The sequence below is a fragment of the Flavobacterium sp. genome, from assembly GCF_041392005.1.
In the GTDB taxonomy this organism is placed as follows: domain Bacteria; phylum Bacteroidota; class Bacteroidia; order Flavobacteriales; family Flavobacteriaceae; genus Flavobacterium.
Map to the genome: position 1 here is coordinate 22,491 of NZ_JAWKMX010000022.1, position 19,883 is coordinate 42,373.

General features: G+C 31.7%; 19 protein-coding genes. 7 read left to right on the plus strand and 12 right to left on the minus strand.

All coding sequences use genetic code 11. From position 1 onward, the window contains the following. The first annotated feature begins 11 nt into the window (after positions 1-11). On the plus strand, positions 12-2,489 hold the full coding sequence (locus R2808_RS09740; RefSeq protein ID WP_371270797.1) for a TonB-dependent receptor domain-containing protein: 2,478 nt from the start codon (positions 12-14) through the stop codon (positions 2,487-2,489). A gap of 46 nt (positions 2,490-2,535) precedes the next feature. Here the strand turns inward: R2808_RS09740 and R2808_RS09745 are convergent, their stop codons facing one another. Both R2808_RS09745 and corA read right to left on the minus strand, forming a co-directional pair. Continuing rightward, a complete protein-coding gene (locus R2808_RS09745; protein WP_371270798.1) occupies positions 2,536-2,700 on the minus strand; it encodes a hypothetical protein in 165 nt (54 codons plus the stop codon). Between the two features lie 91 nt (positions 2,701-2,791). Beyond that, positions 2,792-3,865 (minus strand): magnesium/cobalt transporter CorA, encoded by a 1,074-nt coding sequence (corA, locus tag R2808_RS09750; protein ID WP_371270799.1) that lies wholly within the window; start codon positions 3,863-3,865, stop codon positions 2,792-2,794. A 109-nt stretch (positions 3,866-3,974) separates the two neighbouring features. Here corA and hutI point away from each other — a divergent pair, with 109 nt between their 5' ends. Continuing rightward, positions 3,975-5,213, plus strand: coding sequence for an imidazolonepropionase (gene hutI, locus R2808_RS09755; protein WP_371270800.1), 1,239 nt, complete (start codon positions 3,975-3,977; stop codon positions 5,211-5,213). 42 nt (positions 5,214-5,255) lie between these two features. On the opposite strand, the gene R2808_RS09760 is transcribed toward hutI, so the two are convergent. Then, a complete protein-coding gene (locus tag R2808_RS09760; protein ID WP_371270801.1) occupies positions 5,256-6,146 on the minus strand; it encodes a hypothetical protein in 891 nt (296 codons plus the stop codon). A 121-nt stretch (positions 6,147-6,267) separates the two neighbouring features. Between R2808_RS09760 and R2808_RS09765 the strand changes: the two genes are divergently transcribed. Further along, positions 6,268-7,302, plus strand: coding sequence for a formimidoylglutamase (locus tag R2808_RS09765; RefSeq protein WP_371270802.1), 1,035 nt, complete (start codon positions 6,268-6,270; stop codon positions 7,300-7,302). 26 nt (positions 7,303-7,328) lie between these two features. Here the strand turns inward: R2808_RS09765 and ettA are convergent, their stop codons facing one another. From ettA to R2808_RS09780, 3 genes are all read right to left on the minus strand, one after another. Beyond that, the gene (gene ettA, locus R2808_RS09770; protein WP_371270803.1) at positions 7,329-9,020 is read right to left on the minus strand and encodes an energy-dependent translational throttle protein EttA; all 1,692 of its coding nucleotides are present in this window, start codon (positions 9,018-9,020) and stop codon (positions 7,329-7,331) included. Positions 9,021-9,047: 27 nt separating this feature from the next. Next, positions 9,048-9,230: a CAL67264 family membrane protein gene (locus R2808_RS09775; protein ID WP_371270804.1), complete on the minus strand. Its 183-nt coding sequence runs from the start codon at positions 9,228-9,230 to the stop codon at positions 9,048-9,050. Positions 9,231-9,292: 62 nt separating this feature from the next. Beyond that, positions 9,293-9,715: a hypothetical protein gene (locus tag R2808_RS09780; RefSeq protein WP_371270805.1), complete on the minus strand. Its 423-nt coding sequence runs from the start codon at positions 9,713-9,715 to the stop codon at positions 9,293-9,295. A 169-nt stretch (positions 9,716-9,884) separates the two neighbouring features. Here R2808_RS09780 and R2808_RS09785 point away from each other — a divergent pair, with 169 nt between their 5' ends. Beyond that, positions 9,885-10,529, plus strand: coding sequence for a hypothetical protein (locus R2808_RS09785; protein WP_371270806.1), 645 nt, complete (start codon positions 9,885-9,887; stop codon positions 10,527-10,529). A gap of 7 nt (positions 10,530-10,536) precedes the next feature. Here the strand turns inward: R2808_RS09785 and holA are convergent, their stop codons facing one another. After that, positions 10,537-11,541: a DNA polymerase III subunit delta gene (holA, locus tag R2808_RS09790; protein ID WP_371270807.1), complete on the minus strand. Its 1,005-nt coding sequence runs from the start codon at positions 11,539-11,541 to the stop codon at positions 10,537-10,539. An 81-nt stretch (positions 11,542-11,622) separates the two neighbouring features. Between holA and R2808_RS09795 the strand changes: the two genes are divergently transcribed. From R2808_RS09795 to R2808_RS09805, 3 genes are all read left to right on the plus strand, one after another. Beyond that, the gene (locus tag R2808_RS09795; RefSeq protein ID WP_371270808.1) at positions 11,623-12,075 is read left to right on the plus strand and encodes a type I restriction enzyme HsdR N-terminal domain-containing protein; all 453 of its coding nucleotides are present in this window, start codon (positions 11,623-11,625) and stop codon (positions 12,073-12,075) included. A gap of 27 nt (positions 12,076-12,102) precedes the next feature. Further along, positions 12,103-13,098, plus strand: coding sequence for a glycosyltransferase family 2 protein (locus R2808_RS09800; protein WP_371270809.1), 996 nt, complete (start codon positions 12,103-12,105; stop codon positions 13,096-13,098). A 73-nt stretch (positions 13,099-13,171) separates the two neighbouring features. Then, a complete protein-coding gene (locus R2808_RS09805; RefSeq protein WP_371270810.1) occupies positions 13,172-14,032 on the plus strand; it encodes a flagellar motor protein MotB in 861 nt (286 codons plus the stop codon). Between the two features lie 75 nt (positions 14,033-14,107). Here R2808_RS09805 and R2808_RS09810 read toward each other — a convergent pair whose 3' ends face one another. The 5 genes from R2808_RS09810 to R2808_RS09830 form a co-directional block, all read right to left on the minus strand. Further along, a complete protein-coding gene (locus tag R2808_RS09810) occupies positions 14,108-14,374 on the minus strand; it encodes a heavy-metal-associated domain-containing protein (protein ID WP_371270811.1) in 267 nt (88 codons plus the stop codon). 45 nt (positions 14,375-14,419) lie between these two features. Then, entirely contained in the window at positions 14,420-15,040 is a 621-nt protein-coding gene (locus R2808_RS09815) for an L-threonylcarbamoyladenylate synthase (RefSeq protein ID WP_371270812.1), read from the minus strand. Between the two features lie 55 nt (positions 15,041-15,095). After that, on the minus strand, positions 15,096-17,426 hold the full coding sequence (locus R2808_RS09820) for an ATP-dependent helicase (RefSeq protein WP_371270813.1): 2,331 nt from the start codon (positions 17,424-17,426) through the stop codon (positions 15,096-15,098). Between the two features lie 126 nt (positions 17,427-17,552). Beyond that, complete coding sequence (locus R2808_RS09825) at positions 17,553-19,571, minus strand: OmpA family protein (protein WP_371270814.1); 2,019 nt, start codon at positions 19,569-19,571, stop codon at positions 17,553-17,555. Between the two features lie 13 nt (positions 19,572-19,584). Next, the coding region (locus R2808_RS09830) for a type IX secretion system membrane protein PorP/SprF (RefSeq protein WP_371270815.1) at positions 19,585-19,883 on the minus strand (299 nt) is incomplete at its 5' end.

Sequence of the window (19,883 nt, forward strand, 5' to 3'; positions counted from 1 at the left end):
CAACTAATCAAATGAATTGTACACACAAACTTTTTTTATTACTATTAGCGTTTACTACTTCTTTTAGTTTTTCGCAAAAACCTAAAAATGCTAAAAAAATTACAATTTCGGGCACCATTTTAGATAAAGATTTTAACTCGCCACTAGAATATGCTACAGTAGTTTTTGAAGATGTTACTACACACAAACTCTCGGGTGGCGTTACAAATGCTCAAGGAAATTTTAATTTTGAAGTTACCGCAGGAACTTACAATGTTCGTTTCGAATTTATTTCTTTTGCAACCATAGAGTATAAAAAGCAAACGTATAACGAAAATAAAAATTTTGGTACAATTTATTTAGCAACAGAAAGCACACAATTAAACGCACTCGAAATTGTAGAAGAAAAATCTACTGTAGAAATAAAACTCGATAAAAAAGTATATAACGTTGGTTCAGATATGACCGTAAAAGGCGGCACTATGAGTGATGTGCTAGACAACGTACCATCGGTTACTGTAGATACAGACGGAACCGTTGCACTACGAGGAAACGAAAATGTTCGCATTTTAATAGACGGAAAACCTTCTGGCTTAGCAGGTATCGACGTTTCTAGCGCTTTAAAAATGTTGCCCGCAGACGCTGTAAGCAAGGTAGAAGTTATTACCAATCCGTCGGCTCGTTACGACGCCGAAGGTAGTGGCGGTATTATAAATATTGTGCTAAAAAAAGGAAAAGCAAATGGTCTTAACGGTTCAATTATAGCATCAATAGGCGACCCAGAAACCTATGGGCTAAACTCAAGCATTAATTTTAGAAGCGAAAATTTTAATTTATTTTCAAATTTTGGATATAACGATCGTGGGTCTAAAGGGAATTCGTTAAACGACACTCATTATTTAGGCAACAATGTTAACCCCGAAAGTGTTTTTATTAACGAACGCCGAACGAATGAACGAAATGATAAAGGTTTTAACGGAAATTTTGGATTAGAATATTTTTTAACTAAAAGTTTATCGTGGACAAATTCATTAAGCTTTAGAAAATCGAAACAAACCAACCCAGCAAATGTTTTCTTTTATAATTTTGATGCCAACCAAAATAGCACCTTTACACGTAACCGCTTTAACGATGAAAAAGAAGAAGAATATGCACTAGAATATGCCACAAATTTTACTAAAAACTTCGAAAAAGACGACCATAAATTAACTTTAGATTATTCGGTTTCTCAAAATCAAGAAAATGAAAACGCTATTATTTCCGATGAAATTTTAGGCGACACCTCAACCCTATTTAACGAACGCACATTAAACAATCAAAAGCAACTACGCCAATTACTACAAACCGATTACGTGCTGCCAATAGGCGAAAACGGAAGATTTGAAGCTGGTTATAGAGGAAGTTTTCAACGTAACATAACCGATTTTCAAATTGATGAGAACCAAAACAATACTTGGATAAACAATACTAATTACTCTAACTTACTTGAGTATAACGAAGATATTAACGCTTTTTATACACAATACGGAAATAAAATTAACAAGTTTTCTTACTTTTTAGGTATTCGCTGGGAAAACAGTAATATTGATGTAAATTCTATTACAGCAAACAATTACAATACTAAAAAATACAATAACTTTTTCCCTTCTGCTACATTAAACTACGAATTTAGCGAATCTAGTACTGTTAGTGTTAGTTACAGTAAAAGAATTAACCGTCCAAGAGGTCGTTTTCTAAATCCATTTTCTACCTACTCTAGTAATATTAATATTTTTCAAGGAAACCCAGACTTAAATCCGGCTTATACTAATGCAATAGAATTAGGCTATCTAAAAAAATGGGACAAATTAACCTTAAACTCATCAGTTTATACCAACATAACCGACAATTCTTTTCAATTTATCAGAAAAGAATCGGGTGCTTTTGTAGATGGCGTGCCCGTAATTCTTAGCACTCCTATTAATTTAGCAAAAGAATTCCGTTCTGGTTTCGAGTTTAATGTTAATTATTCTCCTTTTAAATGGTGGCGATTAAATGGTAATTTTAATTTGTTCCGAAATGAAACCAAAGGCAATTATACCTACGTAAACTTTCAAAATGAAACCGTTGTTCAAAATTTCGATAACATTGCAACAACTTGGTTCACTAGAATTTCATCAAAATTAACATTGCCTTATAAAATAGACTGGCAAACCAATGCTTTTTACCAAGCACCACAAACTACAGCGCAAGGTAAACGATTATCAATGACATCGGTTAACTTAGCCTTTAGTAAAGATCTATTTAAAGATAAAGCTACAATAGCATTAAACGTTAGCGATTTGTTTAACTCTAGAAAACGTAGAATAGAAACATATTTACCAGACGTTTCAAATGCGTATTCAGAATTTCAATGGCGCGAACGTCAAATTACAGTATCCTTTACTTACCGATTTAATAAAAATAAAAACGAAAGAGATCGTCAAAACCGAAATGAAGATGGCGGTGGCGATGGCGACTTTATGGGATAAAAAAAGGTTACCCATGGGTAACCTTTTTTGTTAAATAATTTTACAATTATTCTTCGCTTTGTCTTTTTGCTTTTCTTTCTTTCATTAACTCTACGGTAGCACCAGTTACCCAGTACAACACAAACGGAATTAAAAACATCATTAACCAAAAACCTATGGTTAAAATAGTTAAGAAAAGTAAAAAACCTAAATACTGTTGAAAATCGAACATAATTTTCCGGAATTTTGTGAATATTCACGTCAAAGATACTAGTATTTTTTTTTATGAGCAATTATTACTTGTAGAATATTTACTTACTGTATTAAAACCATTTTTTATATTTAAAATAAATAAGCATTGCAATCATAATTAAAAACATTATACCCAAAACAATAAAATACGCATAATTATAGTCTAATTCGGGCATGTTTTTAAAATTCATACCATAAACACCTGCAATAAAAGTAATGGGTAAAAAAACCGAAGAAATAACCGTAAGTGTTTTCATAACTTCGTTCATTTTATGGTTTTGTGTAGTGTAATAAAAATTACTAGCGCTATCTAGTAAATTCATATCGTAATCTATTTGCTCTAAAAGATCAACAGTTTTTTGATGTAACCTACTAAAATAAACAAAATTTGAAGGTTCTATAGTATTAAATTCGTTATCGTCTTTAATTGTTTTTATCGTAAACAAAGCATCTTTTAAAGGCGAAAGCGAACGCTTTAATACATAAAAAATTTCGCTACATTTCTCTATGTCTTCAACAATTTTAGGATTATCAGATGTTTTAGAAAGCATTTGTAATTTTTCTATTTCACTTTCTTTATTGGCAATGGTTATGTAAAAATTTTCTAAAACCGAATCGAGCATTAAATAGAGTAAAAAATCGACTTTTTTCTTACGTACAATTCCTGTGTTGTTGCGCAATCTTTCGCGTATGTGTGTAAAAAAATCACCTCGTTTTTCTTGAAATGAAATTAGTATATTATCTTGAATAAGAAAACTAATTTGTTCCATTTTTATAGCATCGTTAGCATCGTCTGATGGTAAAATAGATTTGATACTAAAAAACAAACAATCGTCTAATTCATCGAAACGAGTGCCGCGCGAAATATTCAAAATATCGGCAACAATTATGCTTGCAATGTTTAATTGGGCTGCCAAATTTTTAATAAAATCAACATTGGTTAAGCCATGTAAATTAAGCCAGTTATTCTTTGTTTTATTTTGTTTACTAGCAAAATCTTCTACCGAAACATTTTCATATTCTGCAACTGTTTCTTCATTGTAAACAAATAATTGCGTTTCTGCTTTAATATCGGTATAAATTCCTGTATAATCGTAAATATGTGGCTGATTGCTTCTTCCTTTATTATATTTAAGCTTTCTCAAAACGTTTTTATTTTTTATAAAGATAGGATTTTTTAAAGTTCGTACTTACTTTTACAAAGAATTTTGTAATGATGTAAATGCTACATTAATTTTTTAAAACACCACCACAATGAAAACCCTTTTAATCAACATAAAAGAGCTTTTACAAGTACGCGAAACCGCAATTGAAAAAGTTTCGGGTAATGAAATGAAAACACTTCCTAAAATTGACAATGCTTTTTTATTGATAGAAAATGGAAAAATAGCCGATTTTGGAAAAATGGAAAATTGTCCCAATTATGAAAATTGTGAACTCGTTGATGCTACTGGTCGTGTAGTTTTGCCTACTTGGGTCGATAGTCATACGCATATTGTGTATGCAGGAAATCGCATTCAAGAATTTGTAGATAGAATAAACGGATTGTCGTATGAAGAAATAGCAAATCGTGGCGGTGGAATTTTAAATTCGGCAAAAAAACTTAACGAAACTTCTGAAACCGATTTATACGAACAATCTAAAAAAAGACTAGATGAAGTTATAGCGCAAGGAACAGGTGCTGTAGAAATAAAATCGGGATACGGATTAACCGTTGAAGGTGAGTTAAAAATGCTACGAGTCATTAAAAAATTAAAAGAAAATTACGCAATTCCTATAAAAGCGACTTTTTTAGGTGCTCATGCTTTTCCTACCGAATTTAAAAACAATCATTCGGCATATATCGATTTAATAATTAATGAAATGCTACCTAAAATTGCTGCAGAAAATTTAGCCGATTATGTTGATGCTTTTTTAGAAACGGGCTATTTTTCGGTTACAGAAACCAAACGCATTATAGAAGCAAGTAAAAAATACGGTTTACAACCCAAAATTCATGTTAACCAATTTACCGCAATAAACGGAATTAAAATGTGTGTTGAACACAATGCGCTTTCTGTAGATCACTTAGAAGTAGTAACCGATGACGATATTGAGGCTTTACAAAATTCTAATACAATGCCTGTTGCTTTACCTAGTTGTTCGTATTTTATAAGTATTCCATATACGCCAGCCCGTAAAATTATTGATGCTGGGCTACCATTAGCTTTAGCTACCGATTATAACCCTGGAACAACACCTTCGGGCAATATGAATTTTGTAGTAGCAACAGCTTGCATAAAAATGAAAATGACTCCTGAAGAAGCCATAAATGCAGCAACTATAAATGCCGCTTATGCTATGGGAGTTTCTAATACAGTAGGTAGCATTACAAAAGGCAAAAAGGCTAATGTAATTATTACAAAACCTATTCATTCTTATTACCAGCTTCCGTATGAATTTGGTTCTAACCTTATTGAAAAAGTAGTAATAAATGGTAAATTTAATGTATAAAAAAAGCTGTTTAACAACAGCTTCTTTATACACTATTTTTTATTATCGTAAAACAAAACTAGTTTTAGAAACATTTTCTCCTTTTTCGTTAAAAACGTTTACAAAATAATTTCCTGCTTCAAAATTATCGCCACTTATTTCTTCTTGTACTTCAACCGTTTTGTTATGATATTCTATATTTTTTAAAAAACTATACGTTAACGAAAGATCATTACCCATGGCAATGGTTTTCTTTTCGCCTAATACATTATTTCTACTATCTATCACTTGTACGTAGTATTTTCTTGCGCCTTCTTCTGCAATTTGATTTTCTGCAATAATAAATGCAATTTTCAATTTGTCTGCTCTACGCGCCTTGTCGGTTTCTATTTGCTTGCCCGAGTTACGTTCTTTTACGGCTACTACATTTAGGTTTAAAACAGTTAATTTTTGACCTTTTAAAACAGTTTTGGTTAAATTATCGTTTTGCGTTAATAACGTATCGGCAAACTTTCTAGTATCGGTTAATACCACATTTGTACTATCGATACTAGAAGTTAGTTTAATATTATTTTCTTTTAACAATTTATTTTCGGCAACTAAACTTTCCATTTCTCTTTTTAAGCGAAAATATTCATTTTTATATCGAGCCATAGAGGCGGCATCGCCCTTAGATTGTTCAATTTCCTTTAGCAACTTGGTCATTTCAGCTTTTTGTTCTTCAATATCTTGCTTTAAAGAGGTGTTTTCTTCTGTCATTTTATCAAGCTCTGCTATTCGAGCTTTTAAATCGTTTGTTAAATTTTCTTTTTCTATTGCTAACGATTCTATTTCGGTAGATTTTGCTGTATTATCTGTAGTTAATTTATATATATAACCTATACTAGCTAGTAGTAATAGCGATAAAATAACAACCGCTGCTTTAAGCCCAGAATTCTTAGAGTTACTCTCCATAAAATTTTATATTTTTTTAAACATTTAAACAAAATTACAAATTTTAAATTCATTTTTTAAGGTAATTTTTCTTTTATTTTTAGCAAAAAACCTTAAATTGCTATTGTTTTTAAAGCATCTAATGAAAAGCATCAAATTATTAACAAACAACGATTTAGCCAAAATTACAAACCATAGAAGTGGCGAAATTAAATTTGGCGAAAAAATGATAACACTTCCTGCTAAAGAAAATTATCATGATTTTTTAAAAAATACAACTGCACAATTTGTTTTATTAGGCATTTCGGAAGATATTGGCGTTAGGGCTAATTATGGTCGTTCTGGAACTGCATCTGCATTTAAAAATGCTTTAAAAAGCATTGTAAACATTCAGCATAATAAATTTTGTAAAGGCAGTAACTTAATTGCATTAGGCGAAATTGACGTTTCTCACTTAATGGAAGAAGCTAAAAATTTAGCGATAACAAATAAAGAAGATAAAAAAAGGTTATTCGAAATTGTTTCGGCTATAGATAAAGAAGTTTCACATATTGTACACGAAATTATTAATACAGGTAAAATTCCTATAATTATTGGCGGCGGACATAATAATGCTTATGGTAACATTAAAGGTTTGGCTTTAGCAAAAGGAAAACCTGTAAATGCTATAAATTTTGATGCGCATACCGATTTTAGAATAATGGAAGGTAGGCATTCTGGTAATGGTTTTACCTATGCGTTTGAAGATGGGTTTTTAAAAAATTATTTTATTTTTGGTTTACACGAAAGTTATGTATCGAAAAGCGTTTTTCAAACGATAAAAGACTTAAAAGAACGTATTGCTTACAATACTTATGAAGAAATTGAAGTTCGAAAAACGAAAGAATTTAATGTTGAACTCGAAAATGCTTTACGCTTTATTAAAACAGAACCTTTTGGAATTGAACTCGATTTAGATGCTATTCCAAATGTTTATTCTAGCGCTATGACGCCAAGTGGCTTTAGCATGCAACAAGCACGCGAATATGTTCATTTTTTTGGAAAACACAAAAACGCTTCCTATTTACATATTTGCGAAGGTGCGCCCGATTTAGATGAAACCAATAACAATCATTTAACGGGAAAATTAATTGCTTATTTGATTACAGATTTTATGAAAAGTAAAACAATCTCATAATAAAAAATCGGCTTTCGCCGATTTTTTTATCTTATTAATTTTTTATATTTAATGCGCGTTGGGGTTACTTCTTTTCCTAATCGTTTGCGTTTGTTTTCTTCATATTCTGAGAAACTTCCTTCAAAGAAATATACTTGCGAATCGCCTTCAAAGGCTAAAATATGCGTGCAAACTCTATCTAAAAACCAACGGTCGTGCGAAATAATTACGGCACAACCCGCAAAATTTTCTAAACCTTCTTCTAAAGCTCGAAGTGTGTTAATATCTAAGTCATTGGTTGGCTCATCTAAAAGCAATACATTACCTTCTTCTTTTAACGTCATGGCTAAATGCAGTCTGTTTCTTTCACCTCCTGACAGTGTAGCTACTTTTTTATTTTGATCGCTTCCTCCAAAATTAAATCGCGATAAATAAGCACGAGAATTTACTTGGCGCCCGCCCATCATAATTAATTCTTGACCGTCGCAAAAGTTTTCCCAAATCGATTTGTTTACATCAATATCTTTGTGTGATTGATCAACATAAGCAATTTTTACCGTATCGCCAATAGTAAATGAACCACCGTCTGGATTTTCTTCATTCATTATCATTCTAAAAATAGTTGATTTACCGGCTCCGTTTGGCCCGATAATTCCAACAATTCCAGCTTGTGGCAACGTAAAATTTAAATCTTCATATAATAATTTATCGCCAAACGCTTTCGCAACATTTTTAGCTTCTATAACATTTGTACCTAAGCGTGATCCGTTTGGAATATAAATTTCTAACTTTTCTTCTAATTGTTTTTGATCTTCAGCAAGTAATTTATCATAATTCTGCAAACGCGCTTTTTGTTTGGTTTGACGACCTTTGGCACCTTGACGTACCCAATCTAACTCTCGTTCAAGCGTTTTTCTGCGTTTAGAAGCTGTTTTTTCTTCTTGTTCTAAACGTTTTGCTTTTTGATCTAACCAAGATGAATAGTTGCCTTTCCAAGGAATACCCTCTCCTCTATCTAATTCTAGTATCCAACCGGCAACATTATCTAAGAAATAACGGTCGTGCGTTACGGCAATTACTGTTCCTGCATATTGTTGTAAATGTTGTTCAAGCCAAAGTACCGACTCGGCATCTAAGTGGTTAGTTGGCTCATCTAGCAATAAAACATCGGGTTGTTGCAACAATAAACGACACAAAGCTACACGGCGTTTTTCACCACCAGATAATACTTTAATTGGCGTATCAGCTTCTGGAGTACGAAGGGCATCCATAGCTACTTCCAATTTATTATCGATTTCCCATGCACCAGCGGCATCAATTTTATCTTGTAATTCGGCTTGGCGGTCCATTAGCTTTTGCATTTTATCTGCATCTTCATATACTTCCGGCAAACCAAAATCGTCATTAATTTTGTTAAATTCATCTAGCAAAGCATAAATTTCTGCTGCGCCTTCGCGAACAATTTCTATAACGGTTTTATTTTCATCGAGTTGTGGCTCTTGTTCCAAATAACCTACAGTATAACCAGGAGCAAAAACTACATCGCCTTGATAATTTTTATCAACGCCAGCAATGATTTTTAATAACGAGGATTTACCTGAACCATTAAGACCTAAAATTCCAATTTTTGCGCCGTAAAAAAAGCTTAGGTAAATATCTTTTAAAACGGTTTTGTTTGTACTTGAGTAAGTTTTGCTTACTCGCGACATGGAAAAAATTACTTTCTTATCGTCTGACATATTCTATTTCTTAAATAATTAAAAATATTACACTCTGCCCTTTAGCGCATTAAAAACCCAAGCAATAGCAAAAAAACCTATTCCTACGGCGCCAAAGCCCCAACCTGCAACATCGTCGTATCTATAAATCCCTAATGCAATGATTATTAATCCCATAAGAATCATAATAATAGTTGCATAAGCCAAGACAGTATTTTTATTCATTCCCATATGTTTTATTTTAAATTTAAGGGTAGCAAATATCGTATTTTATATTGATATACACTTGTTTTTTACATTTTTTGTTTTCCTATTTCGCCTAATTTCCAGCCTAAAAATGCCATAGGAATATAAGCTAAAACTAAATCTGAAACATTAAACCATGTAGGAGCTGGAACTTGAAAACACATTGATATACCACCAATTAAAAACAAAACTCCAACCACAAAAGATGGAATTCCTTTTGAACTTGAAGCAATTTTTGCTGCTACAAAAGCACCTAGTAACGTTCCTAATGCGTGTGCCAAAAATGGAAAAAGAAAATGTTTAGGTTCAAATAAATGGATACCTTCTTGTAAACCTTCGAGTGTTTTAACATCAACACCTTCAGGCGGAGGAATAACTTTACCGCTTATTGAAATTAATGCGCCATTTAATAACGAGCCTACTATAACACCAACAATTACAGCCAATACATTTTTAATATTATTATTCATTTTCTTGTTTTTTTTAAAAATAAAATAATTTTATAACAAATAAATATAATTAATTTCAAAAATTTAACACTTAGATACTTTTTATTAAAACATAAAAGAATTAAATTTGTAAGAATTTATCATCTCAACAACAACACAACTCAATTTATAACTATTAAACCACAAAACTATGAAACCAATTGTATTTTACCTAATCATTACCTGTTCATTTTATGGTGCTGCTCAAGTTGGTATTAATACTAGCTCACCTAATGCACAACTCGATATTAATGGAGACTTAATTATACAAGATGTTCCAGAAGCTAATTACAACGAACAAGAAAAAATTTTGGTTGTTGATAATAACATTAATCGAGTGAAATCGATAAATTTACCAAAAACTTTTATATCAGCCGCTGGTGGTACTGGATTTAGTGTGCTATCATTAGTATTAATTTCTGGTTGGAATGCTGTTTCGTTTCCTACTATTATTTTTGATGAAAACAACGATTATAACACTACTGATCAATACTTTGAAGTGCCCGTAAATGGAATTTATGAAATTGATTATTATGTAAAAATGGCTTCCATTATATCGCTTGCTGATGTTGGTGTTGGCGTAATTAAAAGAAACACAAGTGGCACTTACAGTCTAGAAGGTAGTGAAGTATTTAGCTCGTTTAATTTATTAGGAATACAAACAACACCCATGAGACGTGTTCACGTATTATTAAAACTTGAAGCAGGCGACCAAATATACTTCGCTATTAAATCGAGTAATTTAACGGTTTTTGGAAGTGCAAATGCACAATTTTCTATTCAACAAGTAAAATAATTTTTTATCAATTAAAAATATAAAATAACATTTCTTTCATCAAATCGTAATCGGTAACTAAATTAGCGCCAACGCCTTTGCTTTTAACATCTAAATCGCGTAGTTTAGCTACTATTCCACTAACTTTTTTCATTGGAAAACGCTTGGCTGCCACTTCATAATCAGACACAAAAAAAGGATTAACACGCAGTATTTTGGCAACATTTGCTTTCGATTTATCTTTTAATCCGTGATATTGTAACAATTGTGAGAAAAAGGCAAAAACTTGCCCTATTGTAAGCACTAACGGATTGTCTTTTGGGTTTTGAGCAAAATATTCAATTATTTGATACGCTTTTAATTGATTGCCTTCGCCTATAGCTTTACGTAATTCAAAAACATTAAAATCTTTACTAATCCCGATATTTTCTTCAATATCTTTTGCAGAAATGGTATGCCCTTTTGGTAAAATAATTTTCAATTTATCCAGTTCATTGCTTATTTTAGATAAATTATTCCCTAAAAACTCGACTAACATAGCAGCCGCTTTGGGTTCAATAGTATAGCCTTGACCACTTAAAACACGCTTAATCCAATCGCCTACTTGGTTCTCGTAAAGTTTTTTGCTTTCAAATACAACACCATTTTTTATAATTTCTTTGGTTATCGATTTTCTTTTATCGAGAGTTTTATATTTATAAGCAAAAACTAAAATAGTTGTGTTTTGCGGATTTTTTACATAAGCTTCTAATTTTTCAATATTTTTTGCTAATTCCTGAGCTTCTCTAACAATTACTACTTGATAGTCTGCCATCATTGGAAAACGTTTTGCATTTCCAATAACATCTTCTATGGTTACATCTCTGCCGTATAAAATTGTTTGGTTAAAATCTTTTTCATGCTCTTGCAAAACATTTTCTTCAATAAATTCGGTTAATTTGTCGATATAATAAGGCTCATCTCCCATAAAAAAATAAATGGGTTTAAAGTTTCTTTGTTTAATATCTTTGGTAATTCTGATGACTTCGTCCATTAATTCTGTTTAAAATTCTAGTTTCAAGTTTAAAGTTTTTAAATAACTTGAAACTTGAAACAAAAAAACTAATTTTGTTATATGGAAAAATTAAACTTCCCAGTATATAACTTTCGCTTCAAAAATAGTGAAAATAAAACCTATATTTTTGATATTATCCGAAAAAAGTTTTTGCTTTTAACACCAGAAGAATGGGTACGACAACACACTCTTTTTTTCTTAATTAATGAATTAAACTACCCCATTTCATTGATAAATGTTGAAAAATTAGTGAATGTAAACGGAATAAAAAAACGATATGATATTGTAGTTTTCAATTCTAATGGAAGTATAAGTGTTTTAGTTGAATGCAAAGCACCAGAAGTTACTATAAACCAAAAAACGTTCGATCAAATTGCACAATATAATTTAATTTTAAAAGCTAAAAATTTAATGGTAACCAATGGTTTGAATCACTATTTTTGCCAAATGGATTTTGAGAATGAAAAATATGTTTTCTTGAAGAATCTTCCTGAATTTAAAACTGGCAACTAAGATTGCTTCGTAAACTCGCAATAACAAATGAATAAAATAGCAGTAGTTATATTAAATTGGAATGGCGAAAAATTGTTACGTCAATTTTTACCTTCTATAATTGAATATTCTAAAGAAGCCGAAATTTATGTTGCCGATAATGCTTCAACAGATACTTCTATTGAGGTTTTGCAACAAGAATTTCCTACTGTAAAAATTATTCAAAATACTTTAAATTATGGTTTTTCAAAAGGCTATAACGAAGCTTTAAAAAATGTACACGAACCCATTTTAGCATTGGTAAATAGCGATGTTGAAGTTACTGAAAATTGGTTAAAACCTATTTTATTACAATTTGAAGACGAACCCAATACTGCTGTTATTCAACCTAAAATTTTAGATTTCAAAAACAAATTAAAATTTGAATATGCTGGTGCAGCTGGTGGTTTTATTGACAAATATGGTTTTCCTTTTTGTAGAGGTCGAATTTTTGAATCTATAGAAACCGATAACGGTCAGTACAATGATATTTCAGAAATTTTTTGGGCAAGTGGTGCCTGTTTTTTTATTCGAAATTCAGTTTTTAAAGAATTAAATGGTTTCGATGACGATTTTTTTGCCCATCAAGAAGAAATTGATTTATGTTGGCGAATAAATAATAAAGGTTATCAAATAAAATATAACAAAAAATCGACAGTTTTTCATGTTGGTGGCGCAACTTTAAAAGTTGGAAGTCCACAGAAAACCTATCTTAATTTTCGCAATTCGTTGTGGATGCTAACTAAAAATCTTCCTAAAAACAGATTATTTCACATCATTTTTATCAGACTTTGTTTTGATGGTTTAGCAGGAATTCAATTTTTTTTTCAAGGCAATTTAAAACATACTTGGGCTATAATTAAAGCGCATTTTTACTTTTATAGCACTATTACAAAATTCTATAAAAAACGAGAAAATAGCACCATTTTAGACTATTATAAAGTAAATTCTATTGTTTATTGTTATTTTATTACAGGAAAAAAGAAATTTTCTACTCTATTTTAACAATAGTTTAGCTATTTTTTTTAGTGTAATTTACGGTTATGTTAATAATTTTGTAGTATTAATCATTTATATTATGAAAAAAATAATTGTTTCCACTCTTATTCTTAGTTTATCATTAACTTCGTGTGTTTCTAAAAAGAAATTTGCCGAATTAGAATCGAAGCAAAAAGCAACACAAGATTTGCTTAATACCGCTACTTTACAGCTAAATACTTGTTTATCTGAAAAAGAAGCTTTAAACAAAGAAAACAGCTCACTTAACAATCAACTTGATTATTTAAAGAAAAACAACACCGATTTAATAAATAGTTCTAAAGAACTAACGGTTTTAACCCAAAAAGGTGCCGAAAATCTTGAAAAATCGTTAGAAAGTTTAAAAGAAAAAGATTTAAAAATTTCGCGCTTACAAGATGCTTTAACAAAAAAAGACAGTGTTACATTGGCATTAGTTACAAGTTTAAAACGCGAAGTTGGTATTGACGATCCAGACATTAACATTAATGTTGAAAAAGGTGTGGTTATGATTTCTATTGCCGATAATTTGCTGTTTAAATCTGGAAGTTATATGGTTAGCGACAATGCTAAAAATGTACTTGGCAAAGTAGCTAAAGTTATCAATAGCAAGCCTGATTTTGAATGTATGGTTGAAGGTCATACCGATAATCTTCCTATTAAAAATGCTGTTTTACTAGACAATTGGGATTTATCGGTTAAGCGAGCCACTTCTATTGTTCGTGTGCTACAAAACGATTTTCAGGTTGATCCAAAACAATTAATTCCGGCAGGAAGAAGTTTTTATATTCCGTTAGTAGCTAACGATTCGCCAACTAACCGAGCTAAAAACAGAAGAACAAAAATTATTATTATGCCAAAAATTGATCAGTTTTACAATATGATTGAAACAGAAATGAAAAATATGAGCAACGGAAAATAATAAACCGTTTTACAAGTATAAAAAAACCGTGTCGTTTATATAGACGACACGGTTTTTTTGTTAGCTTTTATGTGTTTAGTTACTAATTTTACCAATTGCACAACTTACAAATGATTTTGCTTTTGAACCAAGCGAATTAGCCTCGCCATCTTCTGGGTAACCTAACTTTTTTAAAGTATTTTTTACCATTTCTAAAGCTGCTGCATTTTCAAGAGTAAAGGTAACCCAACTTTCTTCTACATTTACGTTTACGTGGCTTACACCACTTATTTCAGATAAATTTTTAGTAATTGTAGTAGCACAACCACCACATTTTAAATTTTGTATATAAATTGTTTCCATATTATTATTTTTAGTTATACAAAATTACAACAAATAATCTATCATTTAAAATATATCAAGGTCGCCTTTTCCTTCTCTAATTACTTCGGGTTCATAGCCTGTCAAATCAATTATGGTTGAGGCTACATTGTCGCCATAACCACCGTCGATAACTAAATCTACTTTATTTTGCCATTTTTCAAAAATTAATTCGGGGTCGGTTGAATATTCTATTACATCGTCTTCGTCGTGAATTGAAGTAGAAACTATAGGATTTCCTAACAATTGTACAATTGCTCTTGCAATAGTATTATTGGGTACACGAATACCAACTGTTTTTTTCTTTCTAAATTCTTTTGGCAAATCGTTATTTCCTGGTAGAATAAACGTATAAGGCCCTGGCAAAGCCCGTTTTAATATTTTAAACGTTGCTGTATCTATTTGCTTGATATAATCTGAAATGTGGCTTAAATCGCTACAAATAAACGAAAAATTAGCTCGGTCTAATTTTATGCCTTTAATTTTAGCAATTTTCTCTAAAGCACGAGAGTTAGTAATATCGCAACCCAAACCATAAACCGTATCGGTAGGATAAATAACCAAACCGCCACTTTTTAACACATCTACTACTTTTTTTATAGCAGCTTCGCTAGGTTTATCTTCGTATATTTTTATAAATTGTGACATCTTTTTTAAGAATATAGAGCAAAGATAAAAGAAAATAGAAGTCTCTTTACTAAAACTAACCTATTACTTCAAGTTTTGCATATTTAAGAATTAATTTTTTTATTCCGCCTACATCAAACTTAATTTCTGCTTTTCTATCGCCTCCTACTCCTTCTAAACTTACAACTTGCCCTTTTCCAAAACGTTGGTGCATTACAATATTTCCTACAGTTAAGTTACTGTCAAATAAATTTGTATTAGCTTGTGTTTTAATACCCGAAACAGGCTTTAATTTTCTAATAGTTGGTTTATCGCTAGGATTTTCTATATATTTTGGCGGTGTCGTATTTGTTGGCTTTTTTAGTCGTAATTTCGATTTATCAATATCGCCAAAAATATCCACATTCATCATCGGTTTATAGCGATAATTAGAATTTGTTTGCGGGTTCAAATATTCTAAATAGGTATCGTCAATTTCTTCAATAAACCGCGACGGTTCGCCATCTACTAATTTTCCCCATCGGTAACGCGATTCGGCATAGGTTAAATACGCTTGGTGTTCGGCTCGTGTAAGTGCTACATAAAACAAACGGCGTTCTTCTTCAAGTTCGGTTCGGGTGTTCAAACTCATCGCACTTGGAAATAAATCTTCTTCTAAACCTACTATAAAAACGTGTGGAAATTCTAATCCTTTTGCTAAGTGAATAGTCATTAGAGCTACCCTATCATCATCGCCAGTATCTTTATCTAAATCGGTGGCAAGAGCTACATCTTCTAAAAACTCGGAAAGCGAACCTCTCGCTTCATCAACTTCTTTTTGACCTTCGGTAAAGTCTTTTATACCGTTTAAAAGTTCTTCAATATTTTCAATTCGAGCAATTCCTTCGGGCGTTCCATCTTTTTTAAGTTCTTGCACCAGTCCTGTTTTTTTAGTAACGTGGTCGGTTACATAAAAAGCATCTTGGTTTTCATTTATAATTTGGAAACTTTTAATCATGGTAACAAAATCGGCCAATTTTGCTTTTGTTCCTGAATTTAGTTTTAAATCAATTTTATCGATGTGTTCCATTACCTCAAAAATAGAACGTTTGTAATGATTTGCCGCTACAGTTAACTTTTCTACAGTTGTACTGCCAATTCCACGAGCCGGGTAATTAATTACTCGAACCAATGCTTCTTCGTCTTTTGGATTGATGATTAAGCGTAGATAAGCCAACACATCTTTTATTTCTTTACGCTGATAAAACGATAATCCACCGTAGATTCGATATGGAATATCGCGTTTTCGCAGGGCATCTTCAATAGCTCTCGATTGGGCATTTGTTCGGTATAAAACAGCAAAATGGTTGTTAGGCAATTGCTGTTGCATTTTTTGCTCAAAAATGGTTGAAGCCACAAATCGTCCTTCTTCGCCATCGGTTAAACTTCGGTGTACCTTTATTTTTGGTCCTTCATCGTTATCTGTCCAAACTATTTTTTCTAATTTAGTTTTGTTTTTATCGATAACGTTATTTGCTGCTTCTACAATATTTTTGGTAGAACGATAATTTTGCTCTAAACGATACGTTTTTACGCCATCGTAATCTTTTTGAAAATTTAAAATATTATTAATATTTGCACCTCTAAACGCATAAATACTCTGTGCATCGTCGCCTACCACACAAATGTTCTGAAATTTATCGGAAAGTGCACGAACAATTAAGTATTGCGAATGATTGGTATCTTGATACTCATCAACCAAAATGTAGCGAAAACGATTTTGGTATTTTGCCAAAACATCTGGAAATCGATTAAGCAATTCGTTTGTTTTTAACAACAAATCATCAAAATCCATTGCGCCCGATTTAAAACAACGTTCTACATAATTTTGGTAAATTTCGCCTAAACGTGGCTTTTTACTCATGGCATCGGCTTCTTGCAATTCTGGATTATTAAAATATGCTTTTACTGTAATTAATGAGTTTTTATATTGCGAAATTCGATTGAGAACTTGTTTAGGCTTATAAATATCTTTATCGAGTTGCATTTCTTTGATAATTGCAGAAATTAACCGAACAGAATCTTGCGTATCATAAATGGTAAAATTTGATGGGTAGCCTAATTTTTCGGACTCAATACGCAGTATTTTTGCAAAAACCGAGTGAAAAGTTCCCATCCACAAATTTTTAGCTTCGTTATTGCCTACAATACTCGCAATACGGTTTTTCATTTCGCGCGCTGCTTTGTTAGTAAAAGTTAAAGCTAAAATATTAAAAGCATCTACACCTTGGCTCATTAAATAAGCAATACGCATAGTAAGTACTCGTGTTTTACCTGAGCCTGCGCCTGCAATAACAATCATTGGTCCATCTTTTTGCAATACAGGTTGGCGTTGCGCTTCGTTAAGTTGGTTTAAATACTTTTGCATAAATTAAGAATATAGTACAAAATTACATTATGCAAGTAGTTATTGCAAGTGAAGTTATTAACAGCCTATAAAACAAAACGTCTCGCAAATTGCGAGACGTTTTATAAACTTATCGTTCGTTTTTTTTTACATTTTCATAATTATGAAATTACTACGTCTGTTTTGTTGGTGTTCGTATTCTGAACAAGGCGAATCGTTTGTAGGTTCACAACCACAATCGTTAACCAATTGCGACTCTCCGTAACCTTTAGCTGTTAATCGATACGGTGCTATACCATTTGCAATTAACCATTCTTTAGTAGATTGTGCTCTTCTTTCTGAAAGTGCCATGTTATAAGCATACGAAGCTCTACAATCGGTATGCGAACGAATATCGATGTGCATTGTTGGATACTCTTGCATAACCGCTAATACTTTAGATAGCTCAACTGCAGCGTCTGGACGTATAAATGATTTGTCTAAATCGAATAAAATGTAAGGAATATTTAATACATCTTTAAGGTCAACACCTTCAGTTAAAGGTGGCGTTAAAGGTGCTAATTCAACATCTTCAACTGTTTTTCCTTCAACACCTGGTATAGTAGCCATAACTTCATTTGGTTCATACTCGTCTTTCGTAGCTTTAATATAATATACTGTTTGACAAGGAACAATACCAAAATCGAAAGCACCGTTTTCATCTGCAGTAGTTGAACGTAATGAATTGTGATCTTTATCTAACAATTCAACTTTAGCATTTGGAATAGTTTTTCTCGTTTCAGAATCTATTACTGTACCTGCCAATGCTTGTGAGCATATTCTTTTAAGCTCTTTTATTTTATAAATATCGTCTAAACCTTGGTTATCTGAAGTTCTGTTTGAAGTAAAATAACCTGTTTTAGTATCGTCGTTAATAATAAAATTAAAATCGTCGAATGTTGTATTTACTTCTTTACCCACGTTTTGAGGTTTAATATCTGGGCTGTTTAAATTACTTAAGTTAATAGTAAAAATATCCAATCCACCTAAACCTAACTGTCCGTCTGAAGCGAAATATAAATCGTTATTTTTACTAATAAACGGGAATGTATCTCTACCTGGTGTATTAATTCTATTACCTAAATTTTCAGGCATACCGTATGAATAACTTGTCGCCATATTTAGAGAATCTACCATTTCTTCAGATGAAGAAATAGAAACTTTATATAAATCTGAAAAACCTAATCCACCTGGTCTATCTGATGCAAAATATAAGGTTTTTTCATCAGGACTTAAAGCTGGGTGAGCTGTACTAAATTGATCGCTATTAAACGGTAACTCAACTGGTTCTGTCCAATTATCGTCTTTAAATTCAGAACGGTAAATTTTTAATAAAGTTGATTTTTCAGAATCGTAACCTCTTTTACCTTTAGTATAGTTATTTCTAGTGAAATAAACAGTGTTTCCATCTTTAGTAAATACAGGTGTTGACTCGTGATACTTGGTATTAATCATTTTTGAAAACAAACTAGATTTCGAATTAGTCTCTGTTTTCGTTGAATCAGATTCTGAACCTGATTCTGATTCTGTTTTTTGTGCATACAATTGTGAATAAGCTTGATTATCCCAACCGTTTCTTCTTTTAATTATACCACCTGTATCTCTGGTTGAAGAATAAACTACTTCGTCATCTTTATAAAACGCAACACCATAATCTCTCCCAGAAGAGTTAAATCCTGCGTTTTTAATATCGTAACGACCCGAATTTCTTTCTATCTCATCTAAATACGATTGTGATTTTTCTGTTAAAACCGACAACACATCTTTATCATCAGATTGATTGATAAATTTCTGCATAATTTTATCGGCCTCTTTATAAGAACCTAATGCCTTAAGTGTATTTGCATATCGTAAAAGGCTGGTTCCATTCATTGAACCAGGGTTTTCCGAATAAAGCTTACCAAAATAAGTAGCTGCTTTAGTATATTCAGCATTATTATAGTACGAATTAGCCAACCTAGTTAAAACTTCAGGAGAAGAATATCCTTTATCATACACTTTTTGGTATATTTCTATTGCATTAAAATAATTATGCTGGTTGTACTCTTTGTTAGCTTTGGTTACCTGAGCAAAAGAGCTAAGACATCCAAAAAATGCAGCAGTAGCAAGTATTAATTTATATCTCATAACTGTTTAGGTATTAAAAGAATCGTGGTGTAATAATATTTTTCTCTTTAGATACAAATTCGTATCGTAAAAATATTTCGTGTGATCCTGAATTATAATTAGCTAATTTAGTAGTTTCTGCATCATAAGCATAACCAATAAACCATCTGTCTGATACTTGGAAACCTGCTAAACCACTAAGTGCGGCATCCCAACGCCAAGCTGCTCCTAAAACAAACTTATTGTTAAACATAAAGTTTGCTGTAACATCTAATTGAAGTGGTGCCCCTTGTACAACTTTACCTAAAAAGGCAGGCTTAAATTTAATACTTT

What these genes read in the sequence shown, in the direction of transcription:
- R2808_RS09780 (WP_371270805.1), bottom strand. Translation starts at nt 9,715, where the DNA reads ATGAATAATAATATTAAAAATGTATTGGCTGTAATTGTTGGTGTTATA.
- R2808_RS09740 (WP_371270797.1), top strand. Translation starts at nt 12, where the DNA reads ATGAATTGTACACACAAACTTTTTTTATTACTATTAGCGTTTACTACT.
- ettA (WP_371270803.1), bottom strand. Translation starts at nt 9,020, where the DNA reads ATGTCAGACGATAAGAAAGTAATTTTTTCCATGTCGCGAGTAAGCAAA.
- R2808_RS09775 (WP_371270804.1), bottom strand. Translation starts at nt 9,230, where the DNA reads ATGGGAATGAATAAAAATACTGTCTTGGCTTATGCAACTATTATTATG.
- R2808_RS09805 (WP_371270810.1), top strand. Translation starts at nt 13,172, where the DNA reads ATGAAAAAAATAATTGTTTCCACTCTTATTCTTAGTTTATCATTAACT.
- R2808_RS09760 (WP_371270801.1), bottom strand. Translation starts at nt 6,146, where the DNA reads ATGGAGAGTAACTCTAAGAATTCTGGGCTTAAAGCAGCGGTTGTTATT.
- R2808_RS09765 (WP_371270802.1), top strand. Translation starts at nt 6,268, where the DNA reads ATGAAAAGCATCAAATTATTAACAAACAACGATTTAGCCAAAATTACA.
- hutI (WP_371270800.1), top strand. Translation starts at nt 3,975, where the DNA reads ATGAAAACCCTTTTAATCAACATAAAAGAGCTTTTACAAGTACGCGAA.
- R2808_RS09820 (WP_371270813.1), bottom strand. Translation starts at nt 17,426, where the DNA reads ATGCAAAAGTATTTAAACCAACTTAACGAAGCGCAACGCCAACCTGTA.
- holA (WP_371270807.1), bottom strand. Translation starts at nt 11,541, where the DNA reads ATGGACGAAGTCATCAGAATTACCAAAGATATTAAACAAAGAAACTTT.
- R2808_RS09745 (WP_371270798.1), bottom strand. Translation starts at nt 2,700, where the DNA reads ATGTTCGATTTTCAACAGTATTTAGGTTTTTTACTTTTCTTAACTATT.
- R2808_RS09810 (WP_371270811.1), bottom strand. Translation starts at nt 14,374, where the DNA reads ATGGAAACAATTTATATACAAAATTTAAAATGTGGTGGTTGTGCTACT.
- R2808_RS09785 (WP_371270806.1), top strand. Translation starts at nt 9,885, where the DNA reads ATGAAACCAATTGTATTTTACCTAATCATTACCTGTTCATTTTATGGT.
- R2808_RS09815 (WP_371270812.1), bottom strand. Translation starts at nt 15,040, where the DNA reads ATGTCACAATTTATAAAAATATACGAAGATAAACCTAGCGAAGCTGCT.
- R2808_RS09825 (WP_371270814.1), bottom strand. Translation starts at nt 19,571, where the DNA reads ATGAGATATAAATTAATACTTGCTACTGCTGCATTTTTTGGATGTCTT.
- R2808_RS09795 (WP_371270808.1), top strand. Translation starts at nt 11,623, where the DNA reads ATGGAAAAATTAAACTTCCCAGTATATAACTTTCGCTTCAAAAATAGT.
- R2808_RS09800 (WP_371270809.1), top strand. Translation starts at nt 12,103, where the DNA reads ATGAATAAAATAGCAGTAGTTATATTAAATTGGAATGGCGAAAAATTG.